15 protein-coding genes are annotated in these 15,738 nt (G+C 73.7%); 12 read left to right on the forward strand and 3 right to left on the reverse strand.

Going from position 1 to position 15,738, the window contains the following annotated elements:
* The first annotated feature begins 51 nt into the window (after positions 1–51).
* The 3 genes from ACGF0J_RS32020 to thpR all read left to right on the forward strand — a co-directional run bounded on the left by ACGF0J_RS32020 (position 52) and on the right by thpR (position 2,470).
* Entirely contained in the window at positions 52–501 is a 450-nt protein-coding gene (locus ACGF0J_RS32020) for a MarR family winged helix-turn-helix transcriptional regulator (protein WP_393151863.1), read from the forward strand.
* A 26-nt stretch (positions 502–527) separates the two neighbouring features.
* On the forward strand, positions 528–1,751 hold the full coding sequence (locus ACGF0J_RS32025) for an MFS transporter (RefSeq protein ID WP_393151865.1): 1,224 nt from the start codon (positions 528–530) through the stop codon (positions 1,749–1,751).
* A gap of 161 nt (positions 1,752–1,912) precedes the next feature.
* Entirely contained in the window at positions 1,913–2,470 is a 558-nt protein-coding gene (gene thpR / locus ACGF0J_RS32030) for an RNA 2',3'-cyclic phosphodiesterase (RefSeq protein ID WP_393151867.1), read from the forward strand.
* Positions 2,471–2,573: 103 nt separating this feature from the next.
* On the opposite strand, the gene ACGF0J_RS32035 is transcribed toward thpR, so the two are convergent.
* Positions 2,574–3,542, reverse strand: coding sequence for an aldo/keto reductase (locus ACGF0J_RS32035; RefSeq protein ID WP_393151869.1), 969 nt, complete (start codon positions 3,540–3,542; stop codon positions 2,574–2,576).
* A gap of 52 nt (positions 3,543–3,594) precedes the next feature.
* On the opposite strand from ACGF0J_RS32035, the gene ACGF0J_RS32040 reads away from it, so the two are divergent.
* Both ACGF0J_RS32040 and ACGF0J_RS32045 read left to right on the forward strand, forming a co-directional pair.
* Positions 3,595–4,869 carry a polysaccharide biosynthesis C-terminal domain-containing protein gene (locus ACGF0J_RS32040; protein ID WP_393151871.1) on the forward strand — a complete coding sequence of 425 codons (1,275 nt, stop codon included), beginning with the start codon at positions 3,595–3,597 and terminating at the stop codon, positions 4,867–4,869.
* Between the two features lie 7 nt (positions 4,870–4,876).
* On the forward strand, positions 4,877–6,016 hold the full coding sequence (locus ACGF0J_RS32045; RefSeq protein WP_393151873.1) for a PT domain-containing protein: 1,140 nt from the start codon (positions 4,877–4,879) through the stop codon (positions 6,014–6,016).
* A gap of 4 nt (positions 6,017–6,020) precedes the next feature.
* Here ACGF0J_RS32045 and ACGF0J_RS32050 read toward each other — a convergent pair whose 3' ends face one another.
* A complete protein-coding gene (locus ACGF0J_RS32050; RefSeq protein ID WP_393151875.1) occupies positions 6,021–6,392 on the reverse strand; it encodes a hypothetical protein in 372 nt (123 codons plus the stop codon).
* Between the two features lie 141 nt (positions 6,393–6,533).
* On the opposite strand from ACGF0J_RS32050, the gene lhgO reads away from it, so the two are divergent.
* The 6 genes from lhgO to ACGF0J_RS32080 all read left to right on the forward strand — a co-directional run bounded on the left by lhgO (position 6,534) and on the right by ACGF0J_RS32080 (position 14,160).
* The gene (gene lhgO, locus ACGF0J_RS32055; protein ID WP_393151877.1) at positions 6,534–7,724 is read left to right on the forward strand and encodes an L-2-hydroxyglutarate oxidase; all 1,191 of its coding nucleotides are present in this window, start codon (positions 6,534–6,536) and stop codon (positions 7,722–7,724) included.
* Positions 7,725–7,740: 16 nt separating this feature from the next.
* Positions 7,741–8,433: a response regulator transcription factor gene (locus tag ACGF0J_RS32060; protein ID WP_393151879.1), complete on the forward strand. Its 693-nt coding sequence runs from the start codon at positions 7,741–7,743 to the stop codon at positions 8,431–8,433.
* Positions 8,433–9,857: a sensor histidine kinase gene (locus ACGF0J_RS32065; protein WP_393151881.1), complete on the forward strand. Its 1,425-nt coding sequence runs from the start codon at positions 8,433–8,435 to the stop codon at positions 9,855–9,857. The genes ACGF0J_RS32060 and ACGF0J_RS32065 overlap by 1 nt, the downstream gene beginning before the upstream one ends.
* A gap of 65 nt (positions 9,858–9,922) precedes the next feature.
* Entirely contained in the window at positions 9,923–10,579 is a 657-nt protein-coding gene (locus ACGF0J_RS32070; RefSeq protein WP_393152028.1) for a response regulator transcription factor, read from the forward strand.
* Between the two features lie 9 nt (positions 10,580–10,588).
* Positions 10,589–12,310, forward strand: a complete 1,722-nt coding sequence (locus ACGF0J_RS32075) for an ABC transporter (protein ID WP_393151883.1) — start codon at positions 10,589–10,591, stop codon at positions 12,308–12,310.
* Positions 12,307–14,160 carry a GTPase gene (locus ACGF0J_RS32080; RefSeq protein ID WP_393151885.1) on the forward strand — a complete coding sequence of 618 codons (1,854 nt, stop codon included), beginning with the start codon at positions 12,307–12,309 and terminating at the stop codon, positions 14,158–14,160. The genes ACGF0J_RS32075 and ACGF0J_RS32080 overlap by 4 nt, the downstream gene beginning before the upstream one ends.
* Positions 14,161–14,163: 3 nt before the next feature.
* Here ACGF0J_RS32080 and ACGF0J_RS32085 read toward each other — a convergent pair whose 3' ends face one another.
* Positions 14,164–14,745 carry a TetR/AcrR family transcriptional regulator gene (locus tag ACGF0J_RS32085; protein ID WP_393151887.1) on the reverse strand — a complete coding sequence of 194 codons (582 nt, stop codon included), beginning with the start codon at positions 14,743–14,745 and terminating at the stop codon, positions 14,164–14,166.
* A gap of 92 nt (positions 14,746–14,837) precedes the next feature.
* Here ACGF0J_RS32085 and ACGF0J_RS32090 point away from each other — a divergent pair, with 92 nt between their 5' ends.
* Positions 14,838–15,704, forward strand: a complete 867-nt coding sequence (locus ACGF0J_RS32090) for an NAD(P)-dependent oxidoreductase (RefSeq protein WP_393151889.1) — start codon at positions 14,838–14,840, stop codon at positions 15,702–15,704.
* The last annotated feature ends 34 nt before the right edge of the window (positions 15,705–15,738 follow it).

The raw sequence follows: 15,738 nt of genomic DNA on the forward strand, positions 1-15,738 counted from the left end.
GATTTGGGGAAATATCTTGCTCTGCCGTATAGTTAGCAAAGGTAATGACCCATGCTAACCAACACCCCACAGACAAGTCTGCGCAGCGACGCAGGCCTGGCATCCGCCCTGCGCGTGTCGCTGGCGCGGCTGACCAGGCGCCTACGACGACAGGCGGCGGCGCATCCGCTGACCCCCACGCAGTTCGCGACGCTCGCCGCGGTGGAACGGCATTCCGGGATAACCCCCGGCGAGTTGGCCGAGCTCGAGAAGGTGCAGCCGCCCTCGATGACGCGCGTGATCGCCGCCCTAGAGGAGCGCGGCCTGGTGTCACGCACCCCGCACCCGACCGACCGGCGCCAGGTGAGCGTGACCGTGACCGAGGCCGCCCAGAAGCTGCTGAAGGAGGAGCGACGCCGCAAGGAGGCGTGGCTGACCCAGCGGCTGAAGGAGTTGACCCCCGAGGAGCGGGCGATCCTCAGGCAGGCGGCGCCCATCCTGGAGAAGCTCAGCCGGATCTAGAAGAACCCGAACAACCCAGGACCGGGATGTTCCGGTCGCTCAGGATTCGCAACTATCGCATGTTCGCCGCCGGTGGTGCCGTCTCCAACGTCGGCACCTGGCTTCAGCGCACCGCCCAGGACTGGCTGGTGCTGGAGCTGACCGGAGGCAGCGCGGCGGCGCTCGGCACGGCGACCGCGCTCCAGTTCCTCCCCATGCTGTTCTTCGGGATGTTCGGCGGCGTGCTCGCCGACCGCTACCCCAAGCGCCCCATCCTCATCGCCGCCCAGTCGCTGATGGCCGGGCTCGCGCTGACGATCGGCGTGCTGACGATGACGGGTGCCGCGCAGGTCTGGCACGTGTACGTGATGGCGTTCACGCTCGGCCTGATCTCCTGCGTCGAGGTGCCGACCCGGCAGGCGTTCGTGGTCGAGATGGTCGGCCGGCAGGACCTGTCGAACGCGATCGCGCTCAACAGCTCGATCTTCAACCTGGCCCGCGTGGTCGGCCCGGCCATCGCCGGTGTGCTGATCTACGTGCTCGGGGGCACCGGGCCGCTGTTCCTGATCAACGCGCTCACGTTCGCCGGCGTCATCTCCAGCCTGGTCTTCATGCGCAAGTCGGAGCTCCACCTGTCCGACCCGGTGCCGCGCGCCAAGGGGCAGCTCCGCGAGGGGCTGCGCTACGTGCTGGAGCGCGAGGAACTGCTCATGCCGGTGCTGCTGATCGCGTTCGTGTCGATGTTCGCGCAGTCGTTCTCGATGTCGATCGCGCTCATGGCCCGCGAGGTCTTCCACGCGGGGGCGTCCTCGTTCGGCCTGGCGTCCAGCATGTTCGCCGTCGGCGCGCTCGGCGGGGCGCTGCTCGCCGCCCGCCGCGCCCGGCCGTCACGCAGGCTGCTCATGACCGGCGCGATCGGGTTCGGGCTGTTCCAGGTGGCGACGGGGCTGGCCCCGTTCTACCCGGCCTACCTGCTGCTGCTGATCCCCACCGGGGTCGCGCTCATCACGGTCAACACGGCCGCGAACGCCGGCGTCCAGCTCGCCACCTCGCCCGAGATGCGGGGCCGGGTGATGGGCATCTACATGCTGGTGTTCACCGGTGGCGCCCCGATCGGCGCGCCGCTGGTCGGCTGGCTGTCCGAGCTGGGCGGGCCGCGGGCCGGGGTGATGCTGTCCGGCGTGCTCGTGCTGGCGGGCACCGGGCTGGCCGTGCTGCTGACCCGGCTGATCGGCGCGCGCGTCCACCGGCCCGTGCCGCTCGCCGCCTGACCCCGCCGCGCGGATCGGCCGCCCGGATCGGCTGCCCGGATCGGCTGCCCGGATCGGCTGCCCGGATCGGCTGCCCGGATCGGCTGTCCGGATCGGCTGTCCGGATCGGCTGTCCGAGCCGGTCGCGCGGCCGGGCGGCGCGGGTTGCAGAATCGGATGACATGAGGCTCTTCGCGGCCGTCGTGCCGCCCGCACGCGTGCTGGACGAGCTGGAGCACGCGATCGCGCCGCACGTCGGGCAGGTGCCGGGCCTGCGCTGGCCCGAACGCGCCACCTGGCACATCACGCTGGGCTTCTTCGGCGAGGTGCCCGAGAGCGTCCTGCCCGAGCTGGAGACGCGCCTGGCCCGGGCCGTACGTCGGCACGAGGCCCTGGACCTGGCGTTCACCGGGTTCGGGGCGTTCTCGTCGACGCGGCGGGCCCGCGTCTTCTGGGCGGGGTTGTCCGGCGACCCGATGGCCCGGCTGGCCGACTCCGTCCGGGCGGGCGCCCGCCGGGCCGGGGCCGCGCAGACCGACGGCAAGCGCTTCCACCCGCATCTCACCCTGGCCAGAGCCAGGGCGGAGACGGACCTCCGCCCGCTGGTCGAGTCGCTGGAGTGGTTCAGCGGCTCGCCGTGGCGGGCGGAGTCCGTCCGGCTCGTCCGCAGCCACCAGGGCGCCCACGTGAGGTACGAGTCACTGGCCGAATGGGCGCTCGCACCCTCCCGGCCCGATTAGGCTCCAGGGCGTGGACCGTCCTCGCTCCTGGCTGCTGCCCGTCGTGCTCGGCCTCCTCCTCCTCATCGTGGTCGTCGGCGCGCTGCTGACCTGACCCGGGCTCCTACCAGGCGTAGTCCTCGGGCGCCGTCCGGTGCCCCGGGAAGATCTCGTCGAGCCGGGCCAGCGCCTGCTCGTCCAGTGTGATCTCCAGGGTCCGCAGGGTGCCGTCGAGCTGCTCGATCGTGCGCGGGCCGATGATCGGCGCGGTGACGGCCGGCCGGGTGAGCAGCCACGCCAGCGCCACGTACGCCGGCTCCTCGCCCAGCTCGTCGCAGAACTTCTCGTACTGCTCGATCTTGTCGCGGTGCTTGTCGAGCTCCTTGACCATGTTCTCGCTGGCCGAGCGACCCTTGTCGGTCTTGCGCAGCACACCGCCGAGCAGCCCGCCGGCCAGCGGGCTCCACGGGATCACGCCGAGGCCGTAGTCGGCGCAGGCGGGCAGCACCTCCAGCTCGACGGCGCGGGTCAGCAGGTTGTAGTGCGACTGCTCACTGACCAGGCCGAACGTGCCGCGCCGGGCCGCCGTCTCCTGGGCCTTGGCGATGTGCCAGCCCGCGAAGTTGGACGAGCCGACGTAGAGGATCTTGCCCTGCTGGCGCAGCACCTCCATGGCCTCCCAGAACTCGTCGAACGGGGTGCCCCGGTCGACGTGGTGGGCCTGGTAGATGTCGATGTAGTCGGTCTGCATGCGCTTGAGCGAGGCGTCGCAGGCGCGGCGGATGTTCAGCGCGGACAGCAGGTTGTCGTTGGGCCAGTCGCCCATCGAGCCGTAGAGCTTCGTGGCGACGACGGTCTTCTCCCTGCGACCGCCGCCCTTGGCGAACCAGTTGCCGAGGATCTTCTCGGTGATCCCCTCGCCCTGCTTCCACCCGTACACGTTGGCCGTGTCGAAGAAGTTGATGCCCAGCTCGTGAGCCCGGTCCATGATCGCGAAGGAGTCTTCCTCGCTGGTCACGGGGCCGAAGTTCATGGTGCCGAGGCAGAGCGGGCTCACCTTGAGCCCGCTGCGTCCGAGGTTCACGTAATCCATGCTTTTCAGGCTAAGCGCCTGGAGTGCACTCCAGGCTAGTAGGGTGAACCGGGTGATCACCGGCATCCTGCGCGCGGCGGTGCCCCTGTTCCTCTCCATGGTCACCGGCATGATCGGGACCCTCGTGGTGACCGCGGTCCTCGGCCGGCACGACACCGTCACCCTGGCCGCCTTCGCCGTCATGGCCGCCGTGCTCACCCCCGCCTCGGCCGCGGTGGTGGGCGCCCTGCGCGGGCTCTCGCCGTTCGTGGCGCCGCACCGCGACGACCCGGCCGCCGCCGTGCCCGTGCTGCGTGACGCGCGCTGGCTGACCTTCACCGTCGGTACGGCCGGCGCCCTCGCGGTGCTCGCCGTGCCCGTGCTGGCGGGCGCGGCGGGCGTGCCCGGCGAGGTCGTGGCCGAACTGGGCCCGCTGCCCTGGCTGCTGGCCCTGTCCCTGCTCGTGCACGCGTCCGGGGGCGGCGCCACGACGGTGCTCGTCGCGTTCGGGCGCGGCCGGCCGGTGCTCTGGTCCAGCCTGGCGGGCACGGCGGTGATGATCGGCTGCGCGATCGCGCTGGTGCCGCCGCTGGGCCTGACCGGGGTGGGGATCGCCTGGCTGCTGTCGGGCCTCGCGGCCGTGACCGTGTCCAACCTGGCCCTGCGCCGCGTGCTCGGCGTCCCGGTGGGACACGGCCGGCCGCGGACGGCCGAGATCGTCCGGCTGGCCCGGGTGAGCCTCCCGCTGGCGGCCACGGTGCTGATCAAGTTCGGCGGGCTGGGCGTCGTCACGTTCGCCGCCGGCACGACGGGCGCCCGCGACGCCGCCGCCCACGCCGTCCTCGGCACGCTCACCGGCCTCATGCTCGTGGCCTCCGTCGCCGTGGCGCAGGCGGCGCTGCCCGAGGTGGCGCGCGCCGCCACGCCGGCCGCGGCGCGGCGGACGAACCTGGCCGCCGCGCTGCTCGCCCTGGCCGGCACCGGTGTCGCCGCGGCGGTGCTGCTGATCTCCGGCGACGCCGTGCCGTCGCTGTTCACCGACGACTCCGGGGTGCGGGAGCGGGTCGTCGCGCTGCTGCCGCTGATGCTGCTCGCCTCGGCCGCCGACGGGGCGCAGGCCGTCCAGGGCATCGGGCTGACCGGTCTGAAACGGTCGGCGGCGAGCCTGCGCTACTTCGTCGCAGGCTACGGGCTGCTCGTGCTCGCCGCGGTGCCCGTGGCCGCCACGTGGGGGATCACGGGGCTGTGGACGGCCGTGGCCGTGGCGAACGCGTGCCTGGTCGTGCTCCAGGGCACGGGCTTCCACCGGCACAGCGCGAGGGTCGGCCGGGCGCCGGTTGGGGCATGATGGCGGCGTGGGGGATCTTCTGCTGCGAACGCTCGCCGTGGCCTGCGTGACGTGCGCCGTCACGGCCGTCACGGCCGTCCCGGCCGCCCGGGCCCTTGCGGCCGCCGCCGACGATGACACGGGGGAGAAGCTCTTCACCTTCCGCGACCGGGGGATCACCGAGTCCAGCGGCCTCGCGGTGTCGCCCGGCCACCCGGGCGTCTACTACACCCACAACGACTCCGCGGCCGAGCCGGTGTTCTACGCGGTCGGCCAGGACGGCCGGACCAGGGCCACCTTCCGCGTGCGAGGCGCCGAGGCCCGCGACTGGGAGGGCATGGCGGCCGGCAAGGACCCGGCGACCGGACGCGGCGTGCTCTGGTTCGCCGACATCGGCGACAACCTCGACGGGGCCTGGCCCGACATCTCGATCTACAAGGTGCCGGAGCCGTCCACGCTGCGCGACGCCACGGTCACGGCGGTGCGCTACCGGTTCCGCTACGAGGACGGCGGGCGCAACGCCGAGGGCGTCATGGTGCACCCCCGGACCGGCCGGCTCTACGTGGTCTCCAAGGAGTTCGCGGGCTCGGTGTACGCCGCCCCGAAGACGCTGCGGACCGACCGGGTCAACGTGCTGCGCAAGGTCGCCCACGCGCCGCTCATGGCCACCGACGCCGCCTACGCCCCCGACGGCTCGTCGTACGTCATCCGCACCTACTTCTCCGCCACCCTCTACAAGTCCTCCGGCGAGATCATCACCCGGGTGTCGATGCCCGAGTTGAAGCAGGCCGAGTCGATCGCGTTCACCCCGGACGGCCGGGCGCTGCTGGCGGGCAGCGAGGGACCGGCCAGCCCGGTCTACCGCGTGCCCCTGCCCGACCGGGCGCTCCAGGGCGACCGGCCCACCGACCGAATCACCGGCCGGCCCACCGACCGGGCCACCGACCGGCCCACCGACCGGCCCACCGACCGGCCCACCGACCGGGCCACCGACCGGCCGGTCGCGCGGGAGAGCCCGCGCGGGCGGGCCGACGACGCGAAGAAGGCCGCCGACCAGCGGGACATGGGGGAGAAGGGTGGTCTGTCCGCCCGTGACGTCGTCATCCTGGTGCTGGCCGGCCTGCTGGCCACCGCCGTGATCGGGCTGGTCGCCAGGCGCACCCGCTGAGGCGTCACGGGCGGCGCATGGTCGCGGTGAACAGGTCGCCGCGCAGGGCGCGCTCCACCACCTCGATCGAACGTGACAGGCGCACCAGGCGTGGCCCCTCCTGCCGGTAGGTGTCGAGCACGGCCTCGACGGCGTGCGGCGGCAGGTGCCCCTTGAGCTCGACGGCCGCGCCCCGGTAGCCGGCGCGGGCGGCCTCGACGGCCGACTGGACGTGGTGGCGGGCCATCCGGGCCAGCGCGATCGGATGCCGCCTGAGCACCTCGTACGCGCGGTAGTCGGGCGGCACGGCGTCGAGCAGCCAGGCCACGGCCGAGGTCTCCCAGTCGGGAACGCTGGGCGGCCGTACCTCGGCGGGCCACTCCGGCGGGACGTACATGAGTCCATCGTACTCACGTTCGATTCGGTGGTGCCCGGCCAGGTCCGGGAGCTGTCCGACCCGCTCGGTCAAGGACACGGTTTCGGATACATTGCGGCGGCTCCGCTCCGAAAACCGTCGTGAAGTGGGCAGACTGGCGCCGTGACGGAGAAGATCGGAGTCGTCGGGGCGGGGATCGTCGGTCTCGCCGTGGCCCGCGAGCTGGCCATGGCCAGGGGCGCCGAGGTGACCGTGCTCGACAAGGAGCAGCAGGTCGCCGCGCACCAGACCGGGCACAACAGCGGCGTCGTGCACGCGGGCCTGTACTACCCGCCGGGCTCGTTGAAGGCCCGGCTGTGCCGCGAGGGCGTGGCGCTGCTCAAGGACTACTGCGCGCGACACGCCCTGCCGTACGACGAGGTCGGCAAGCTCGTCGTGGCGAGCACCCGCGCCGAGTGGCCGCTGCTGCGCGCGCTGGCCGAGCGGGCCCGCGCCAACGGCGTGCCCGGCGTCGCCGAGCTGGACGCGCTCGGGCTCCGCGAGGTCGAGCCGCACGCCGTCGGCGTCGCGGCCGTCCACTCGCCGCACACCGCGATCACCGACTTCGCCGCGGTCGCCCGCCGGCTCGCGCTCGACGTGACCGAGCTGGGCGGGTCGGTACGGCTGGCGCACCCGGTGCGCGCCGTCCGGGAGACCGCGAGCGGCGTGGAGGTGCTGGCGGCCGGGCGGCGCCTCGCCTTCGACCGGCTGGTGGTGTGCGCCGGGCTCGGCACGGACGCGGTCGCCGCCATGGCCGGGCGGCGGGGAGACGTCCGGATCGTGCCGTTCCGGGGGGAGTACTACGCGCTGACTGGAGCCGCCCGCGAGCTGGTGCGCGGCCTGATCTACCCGGTGCCCGACCCGCGCTACCCGTTCCTCGGCGTCCACCTGACCCGGCACATCGACGGCGAGGTCCTCGTCGGGCCGAACGCCGTGCTGGCGCTCGCCTACGAGGGCTACGGCCGGCGCGACGTCGCGAACGCCCGGCAGATCCTCGGCTGGCCCGGCACGCTGCGGATGGCCCGCCGGCACTGGCGCACCGGCCTGCGTGAGGTGCACGGGTCGCTGTCCAAGGGCGCCTTCCTGCGCGCCGCCCGGCGCTACGTCCCCGAGCTGACCGCCGCCGACCTGCGCCGGACCGGGGGCGGGGTGCGCGCGCAGGCGGTCGGCAGGGACGGCCGGCTGCTCGACGACTTCGCCGTGGACGTGCACGGCAGGGTCGTGCTCGTGCGCAACGCCCCCTCTCCGGCCGCCACCTCCAGCCTGGCCATCGCGCGGCATATCGCCGGTCTTGTTCCGGCATTCGTCCGATGAGGGCATCCTTGAGGGAATGGAAGCGCGCCTGTTGATCGTCGAGGACGACCCGAACATCCTCGAACTCCTCGCCGCGAGCCTCAGGTTCGCGGGGTTCGACGTGACCACGGCCAAGAGCGGCCTGGACGCCGTGGCGGCCGTGCAGCGGCACCGGCCCGACCTCATCGTGCTCGACGTGATGCTGCCCGACCTCGACGGCTTCGAGATCGTCCGGCGGCTGCGCGGCGGCGGGACGCACACGCCCGTGGTCTTCCTGACCGCCCGCGACGAGACCGAGGACAAGATCCGCGGGCTCACGATCGGCGGCGACGACTACGTGACCAAGCCGTTCAGTCTCGAGGAGGTGGTGGCCCGCATCCACGCGGTGCTCCGCCGCACCAGCGGGGAGGCGGCCGCCCCGCCGCCCCGGCTGACCTTCGCCGACATCGAGCTGGACGAGGAGAGCCACGAGGTGTGGCGCGGCGGCCGGGCGGTGTCACTGTCGCCGACCGAGTTCAAGCTGCTGCGCTACTTCATGACCAACGCGGGCCGGGTGCTGTCCAAGCCGCAGATCCTCCACCACGTCTGGGACTACGACTTCCGCGGCGAGGTCGGCATCGTCGAGTCGTACGTGTCGGTGCTCCGCCGCAAGATCGACAACCGCAGCCCGCGCCTCATCCACACCCTGCGCGGGGTGGGATACGTGCTCCGCCTGCCGCCGGGTGCCTGATGCCCCGGTTGCCGCTCAGGATCAAGCTGATCGCCGCCATGCTGGCGCTGCTCGCGCTGGGGCTGACCTTCATCGGCCTGGTCAGCGTCTCGGTCCTGCACGGCTACCTCATGGACCGGGTGGACACCCAGGTCAAGCTGGTCGCCGTACGGATGCACAAGAAGCTGGAGTACGACTTCCAGCGCCGCCAGAAGGGCCGCAGGATCAGCGACAAGCAGATCCTCATCGAGTCCGACACGATCGTGCTGGTCCAGGACCGGCCGGGCGGGCGGCTCACCCCGCTGCAGGTGGACCGCGACGTCGACCTCAAGTCCAAGCCGGTGCTGGACAGCACGCCGGGCCCCGACATCTACACCGCGCCGGCGTCCGACGGCACCGGCGAGTGGCGGGTGCTGCACGCCGCCAGCCCGCACGCCACGTACGTCGTCGCCGCCGACCTCACCGAGGTCAACGAGATCACCCGCCGGCTCGCCCTCATCGAGATGCTCGGCGGCAGCGGCATCCTGCTCATCCTGGCCGTGGTGGGCGTCACCAGCGTCCGGCGCAGCCTGCGCCCCCTCGCCCAGATCGAGCGGACCGCCGAGGCCATCGCCCGCGGCGAGCTGAGCCGCCGGGTGCCCGACGGCGACCCCCGCACCGAGGTGGGGCGGCTGGCCAGGTCCCTCAACGGGATGCTGGCGCAGATCGAGGCCGCGTTCGTGGCCCGCTCGGCGTCCGAGGCGGCGGCCCGCCGGTCGGAGGACCGGATGCGGCAGTTCGTCGGCGACGCCTCCCACGAGCTGCGCACGCCGCTGACCTCCATCCGCGGCTTCGCCGAGTACGCCAGGCAGAATCCCGGCGCCGACCCGGCCGAGCTGATGCAGCGCGTGGAGAAGGCGGCCGGCCGGATGAGCCTGCTCGTGGACGACCTGCTGCTGCTCGCCCGGGTCGACCAGCAACGCCCGCTGAAGATGCGGCCGGTGGACATGCTCGCGCTGGCCGCGGAGGCCGTGCACGACGCGCGCATCCTCGACCCCGCACGGGAGGTCACCCTCGACGTCGTCGGCGGCGCCGCGCTGATCGTCTCCGGTGACGAGGTGCGGCTGCGCCAGGTCATCGCCAACCTGATGAGCAACGCGCTCATCCACACCGACCAGGGCACCCCGGTCACGGTCCGGGTCGGCGCCGGCCCCGGCACGGTGTTCCTGGAGGTGGCCGACAAGGGTCCCGGGCTCACGCCCGAGCAGGCCGAGAAGGTCTTCGAGCGGTTCTACCGGGCCGACTCGGCGCGCTCGCGCCGCCGCTCCGGCGACGACCGGGGCAGCGGCCTCGGCCTGGCGATCGTGGACGCGCTGGTGCGGGCCCACGACGGCAGCGTGGGGCTGGAGACCGCGCCGGGAGCGGGCTGCACGTTCCGGGTCGAACTCCCACTCGCTTTGGAGTGACCCTTCAGCTGGTACTCAGGTGGCTGCGTCACGCTATGTAGGTGACTAAACCCGAGGCGTTGATCATGGTGGTGGACGACGAGCCCAGCATCCGTGATCTGCTCTCCGCCAGCCTCCGCTTCTCCGGGTTCGAGGTGCTCACCGCCGCCGACGGGTACGAGGCCGTCGAGGTTGCCGAGCGGGTCTCGCCCGACCTGGTGGTGCTCGACGTGATGCTGCCCGACCTCGACGGGTTCGAGGTGGCCAGGCGGATCACCGCTCCCGTGCTGTTCCTGACCGCCCGCGACGCCACCGAGGACAAGATCCACGGGCTGGGCGTGGGTGACGACTACGTGACCAAGCCGTTCAGCCTCGAAGAGGTGCAGGCCAGGATCCGCGCGGTGCTGCGTCGCACCCGCGGGGAGGCCGCGCCCACCAGCCGCCTGCGGGTGGCCGACCTGGAGCTCGACGAGGACACGAGCGAGGTGTGGCGGGCCGGCACGCCGGTACGGCTGTCGCCCACCGAGTACAAGCTGCTGCACTACTTCATGGCCAACGCCGGGCGGGTGCTGTCCAAGGCGCAGATCCTCGACCACGTGTGGAACTACGACTTCGGCGGCGACGCCGGCGTGGTCGAGTCGTACGTCTCCTACCTGCGGCGCAAGGTCGACGCGAGCGAGCCCCGGCTGATCCACACGCTACGGAGTGTCGGATACGTGCTTAGGGAGCCGCCTGCGGGCTAACTACAGGGCATGGACCTGTTGGGAGCGTTGGAGGGGTTGCGCCGCCGGCTCGATGGCGAGCTGTTCCCGCTCGCCATCGGGGCGGTGGAGGACGACCGCCGCCTGCACCGCGAGATCACCGGACAGCTCGACGACTACCTGCTGCCGCGGCTGCGGGCGATCGACGCGCCGCTGCTGGCCGTGGTGGGCGGCTCCACCGGCGCGGGCAAGTCCACGCTGGTCAACTCGCTGGTCGGCGCCGACGTGACCGAGCCGGGGGTGCTGCGCCCCACCACGCTGGTGCCCACGCTGGTCGCCAGCCCGGCCGACCTCGACTGGTTCATGGGGCCCAACGTGCTGCCCGGCCTGTCCCGGACGAGCGGCGGCTCGGCCGGCGCCCTGCGCGTCGTGACGTCCGACGCGCTCGGTCCGGGCCTGGCGCTGCTCGACGCGCCCGACATCGACTCCGTCGTCACCGCCAACCGGGAGCTGGCCGCGCAGCTCCTCGCCGCCGCCGACCTGTGGTTGTTCGTCACCACCGCCTCCCGGTACGCCGACGAGGTGCCGTGGAGCTTCCTGCGCTCGGCCCGGGAGCGCAGCACCGCGCTGGCCGTGGTGCTCGACCGGGTGCCGGCCGAGGCCCTCGAACCGGTCACCCGCGACCTCGAACGCCTGCTCGTCGCCAACCGGCTCGACGGCACCCGGCTGTTCACCGTGCCGGAAGCCGTGCTGCCGTCCGAGCAGGCCCGCCTGCCCGCCACCCTGGTCGAACCCATCACCCGGTGGCTGACCGGGCTCGCCGCCGACGCGGCCGAGCGGGCCCGCGTGGTGCGCCAGACGCTGTCCGGGGCCCTTGACAGCCTGGCGGGCCGGGTTCCCGAGCTGGCGGCGGCGGTGGAGCGGCAGCGGGCCGGGTTCGACGGGCTGCGCTCCATCGTCGAGCGCGGCTACGCCGGGGCGCTGGCCGACTTCGACGAGGGCATGCGCGACGGGTCGCTGCTGCGCGGCGAGGTGCTGGCCCGCTGGCAGGACTTCATCGGCACCGGCGACCTGATGCGGTCGCTGGAGAGCCGGGTGGGGTGGCTGCGCGACCGGGTCGTCGGGTTCTTCACCGGACGGCAGCCCGCGGCCGACTTGCGCGACGCGCTGGAGAGCGGGGTCGAGAGCCTGATCAGGGGGACGGCCGACGCCGCCGCCGAACGCTGTCTCGACGGCTGGTCGGCCGCGCCCGGCGGGCCGGGACTGCTCGACCGCATCGGCGCCGTGGACGCCGCCCGGCTCGGCCGCGCCTCGCCCGACCTGGCCGGGCGGGCCGAGTCGGCGGTGCGGGGCTGGCAGGAGTTCGTGCTCGACCTCGTCCGTCAGGAGGGCGGGGAACGCCGCACCGCGGCGCGGGCGGCGTCCTTCGGGGTGAACGGGGCCGGGCTGCTGCTCATGCTGGCCGTGTTCGCCTCGACCGGCGGGCTGACCGGGATCGAGGTGGGCATCGCCGGGGGGACGAGCGTGCTGTCGCAGAAGCTGCTGGAGGCGATCTTCGGTGACCAGGCGGTGCGGACGCTGACGGCACGGGCACGGGAGGACCTGAGGGAGCGGGTGCGCGGGTTGATGGACGAGGAGGCGGCGCGGTACACGGCGCTGCTGGAGGCGGCCGAGCCGCGGGCGGGCACGGCCGACGAGTTGCTGGCCGCGGCCCACGCGGTCCGCGAGCACCACGGCGAGCTGCCGGCCGGCGCGGGTACGGAGGGATCGTGAAGCTGCTGCGCCGCACGGACGGGCCGTCGCTGGACGCGCGGCTGGAGGCGCTGCTGGAGGCCGCCACTCTGGCGGAGGGGCGGCTGCCGGGCGAGGCGGTGACCGGCGCGCGGGCGGTGGCCGAACGGGCCGGGGCGCGCCGCAGCCTCTCCGTCGAGCACACGGTGGCGGCGCTGGCTGGGGCCACGGGGAGCGGCAAGTCGTCGCTGTTCAACGCGCTGGCGGGCAAGGACGTGGCCGCGGTGGGCGTCACGCGGCCCACGACGTCGGCGGCCCAGGCCCTGGTCTGGGACGGGGCGGGCATGGGCGGCGCGTCGGGCGGCGCGTCGGGCGCGGGCGGTGCGGCGGGGGCTGGCGGTGCGGGGGCGCACGGCGCGGGGCCGCTGCTCGACTGGCTGGACGTCTTCGGGCGTCATCCGGCGGCTGCGGCAGATCTCGATTTTTCCGGACTTGTCCTGCTAGATCTTCCCGACCACGACTCGATCCAGCTCGCGCACCGCCTGGAAGTGGACCGGCTCGTGGAGCTGGTGGACCTGCTGGTGTGGGTCGTGGACCCGCAGAAGTACGCCGACGCGGCCCTGCACGAGCGTTACCTGCGCCCACTGGCCGCCCACCGCGACGTCATGGTCGTGGTGCTCAACCAGGTCGACCGCCTGCCGCCCGCCGCGGTGGACCGCTGCCTGGGCGACCTGCGCCGGCTCCTCGACGAGGACGGCCTGCGCGGCGTGCCCGTCCTGGCCGCGTCCGCCCGCACCGGGGCCGGTCTGGACGACCTGCGGTCCCTGCTGGTGGGCCGTGTCGCGGACCGCCGGTCGTGGAGCGCCCGCCTCTCGGCCGACGTCACCACGGCCGCCGACCTCCTCGCCGCCGCCTCCACCCGCCCGGCGAGCCTCGCGAGCCCGGAGGCCGGGCACGGCCGCCCCGATCCCGCCGTGGTGCTGGCGGCGGGGCGGGAGGCCGTGCGGTCGGCCGAGCTGTCCGAGTCCACCGCCGGTGACGTCTCGGCGCGGCTGGGGCGGCGGCTCACGGTGGCGCTGGAGCAGGCGGCCGGGGTGTCCCTCGTGCTTGAGGCCGTCGCCAAGGGCCACCGGCACCGGGCCGTGGTCGCCACCGGCTGGCCGGTCACCCGGTGGGTGCGCCGCCTGAGGCCCGACCCGCTGCGCAGGCTGCGCATCGGCGCCGCGCCCCTTCCGCAGGGCGGCCGAGGCGGACCCGTGCCCCTCCCGCCGGGCGGCGCGGGCGGACCCGCGACCTCCGGCGACGACGGGCAGGTCGTCGGCCGCACGTCCGTACCGGCCGCCTCCGCCGTCCAGCGGACACAGGTGGACACGGCGATCAGGGACGTCGGCGACGCGGCGGCGAGCGGGCTGCCCGGCCCGTGGGCGACGGCGGTGCGGCAGGCGGCCCGCGCCCGCTCGCGGGAGCTGGCCGACGCGGTGGACCGGGCCGTCGGCGTCACCTCGTCGCGGGCGACCGGACGGCCCCGCTGGTGGAGGGCCGTCGGCGGGCTCCAGTGGCTGATCTTCGCGGCCATGGTGGCCGGGATGGGGTGGCTGGGGGCGTTGTTCGGGCTGGACTATCTGCGACTGCCGGAGCCGCCGGTGCCCACCCTGGGCGAGGTGCCGTGGCCGACCGTGCTCCTCGTCGGCGGGGCGCTGGCCGGGGTGCTGGTCGCCCTGCTCGCCCGGCTGGTGGCATGGGCGGGCGGCCGCCGCCGGGCCCGCCGGACGGCCAGGGCCCTGCGTGCCGCCATCGGCGAGGTCGGTGCCGCGTACGTGCTCCAGCCCGTGGCGGCCGAGATCGACAGGTACGCCCGCTTCCGCGCCGCCGTGGAGACGGCTCGCGCCTGACGGTCAGCGATAGGAGGCGATGAGGCGGGCCAGGTGCCTGCCGGCGATCTCCAGGGGGGCCTCGCTCTGGCTCACCTGGGCCGACATCTCGGCGCCCTCCAGCGTGGCGACGATCGTGTGGGCCAGCTCGTCGGCGACGTCGTCGGCCAGGCCGGCCCGGATGAGCCTGTCGCGGACCAGCGCGCGCCAGCTCGCGAACGCCTCGGCGGCGGCCCGCTGGATGTCGGGGGCGACCCCGGCGCTCTCCAGAGCCGTGGTGGTGATCGGGCAACCGTCGAGCCAGCCGGACTCGCGCAGGCCGGTGGCCAGCTCCCGGGCGCACGCGACGATCGCCGCGCCGGGGTCGTCCTCCCGGTCGAGCGTCTCGCGCAGCAGCTCGGCGAACTCCAGCTCGCCGTGGCGGATCGCCGCGACGGCGAGCTCCTGCTTGCCGCCCGGGAAGAAGTGGTAGACCGACCCGAGTGTGGCTCGGGCCTCCCGGGAGATCTCCTTGAGTCCGGTCGCGCCGTATCCCCGGCGCTGCATCAGGCGGGACGTCGCGCGGACGATCCGTTCGCGGGTGCCGATCTCGTGCTGGGCCGTCATGCGCTCAGCTTACTGGATAGAGCGTTCGTTCTAGCGGTGTGCTAGCGTCTGCGTCCTGGATAGAGCGTTCGTTCTAGTACGAGGAGACGGCGATGAACCCGAAGTCCGTGACCCTGATCGGCCTCGGCCCCATGGGGCAGGCGATGGCCGGCGCCTACCTGGACAGCGGCTACGACCTGACCGTGTGGAACCGCACGCCGAGCCGGGCCGACCAGGTGGTGGCCCGCGGCGCCACGCTCGCGGCGAGCGTCGAGGCGGCGCTGACCGCGAGCGACCTGGTCGTGATGAGCCTGACCGACTACGACGCCGTGTTCGCCATCCTGGAGCGGGCCCCCGCCGCCGCCCTGGCCGGCCGGACGGTGGCGAACCTGACCTCCGACACGCCCGGCCGGGCCCGCGAGGCGGCCGCGTGGCTGGCCGAGCGCGGGGCCGTACAGCTCACCGGCGGCGTGCAGGTGCCGCCGCCGGGCATCGGTACGCCGGAGGCGATGACGTACTACAGCGGCCCCGCGGCGGCGATCGAGGCCCACCGGCCGGCGCTTGAGGTGCTGACCGGCATCGACCACCTCGGCGAGGACCCCGGCCTGGCCGCGCTGTACTACCAGATCGGGATGGACATGTTCTGGACCGGCCTGCTGGCCTACCTGCACGCCCAGGCGGTCGCCCGAGCCCACGGCATCTCGGCGGAACGGTTCCTGCCGCACGCCGTCAAGACCATGGACTTCCGCTACTTCCTGGAGTTCTACGCCCCGCGGATCGACGCGGGCGCCCACCGGGGTGACGTGGACACCCTCGCCATGGGCGCGGCGAGCCTGGAGCACGTCGTGCACACCGCGGAGGCGTCCGGAGTGGACGCCTCCCTCCCGGCGGCCGCCCTGGCCGTCTTCCGGCGCGGCATCGCGGCGGGACACGGCCAGGACAGCCTCACCAGCCTGGTCGAGGTGCTCGGCCGGCGGTGAGGCCAGTGGTGAGGCCAGTGGTGAGGCCAGTGGT

Source organism: Nonomuraea sp. NPDC047897 (assembly GCF_043204415.1).
GTDB lineage: Bacteria > Actinomycetota > Actinomycetes > Streptosporangiales > Streptosporangiaceae > Nonomuraea.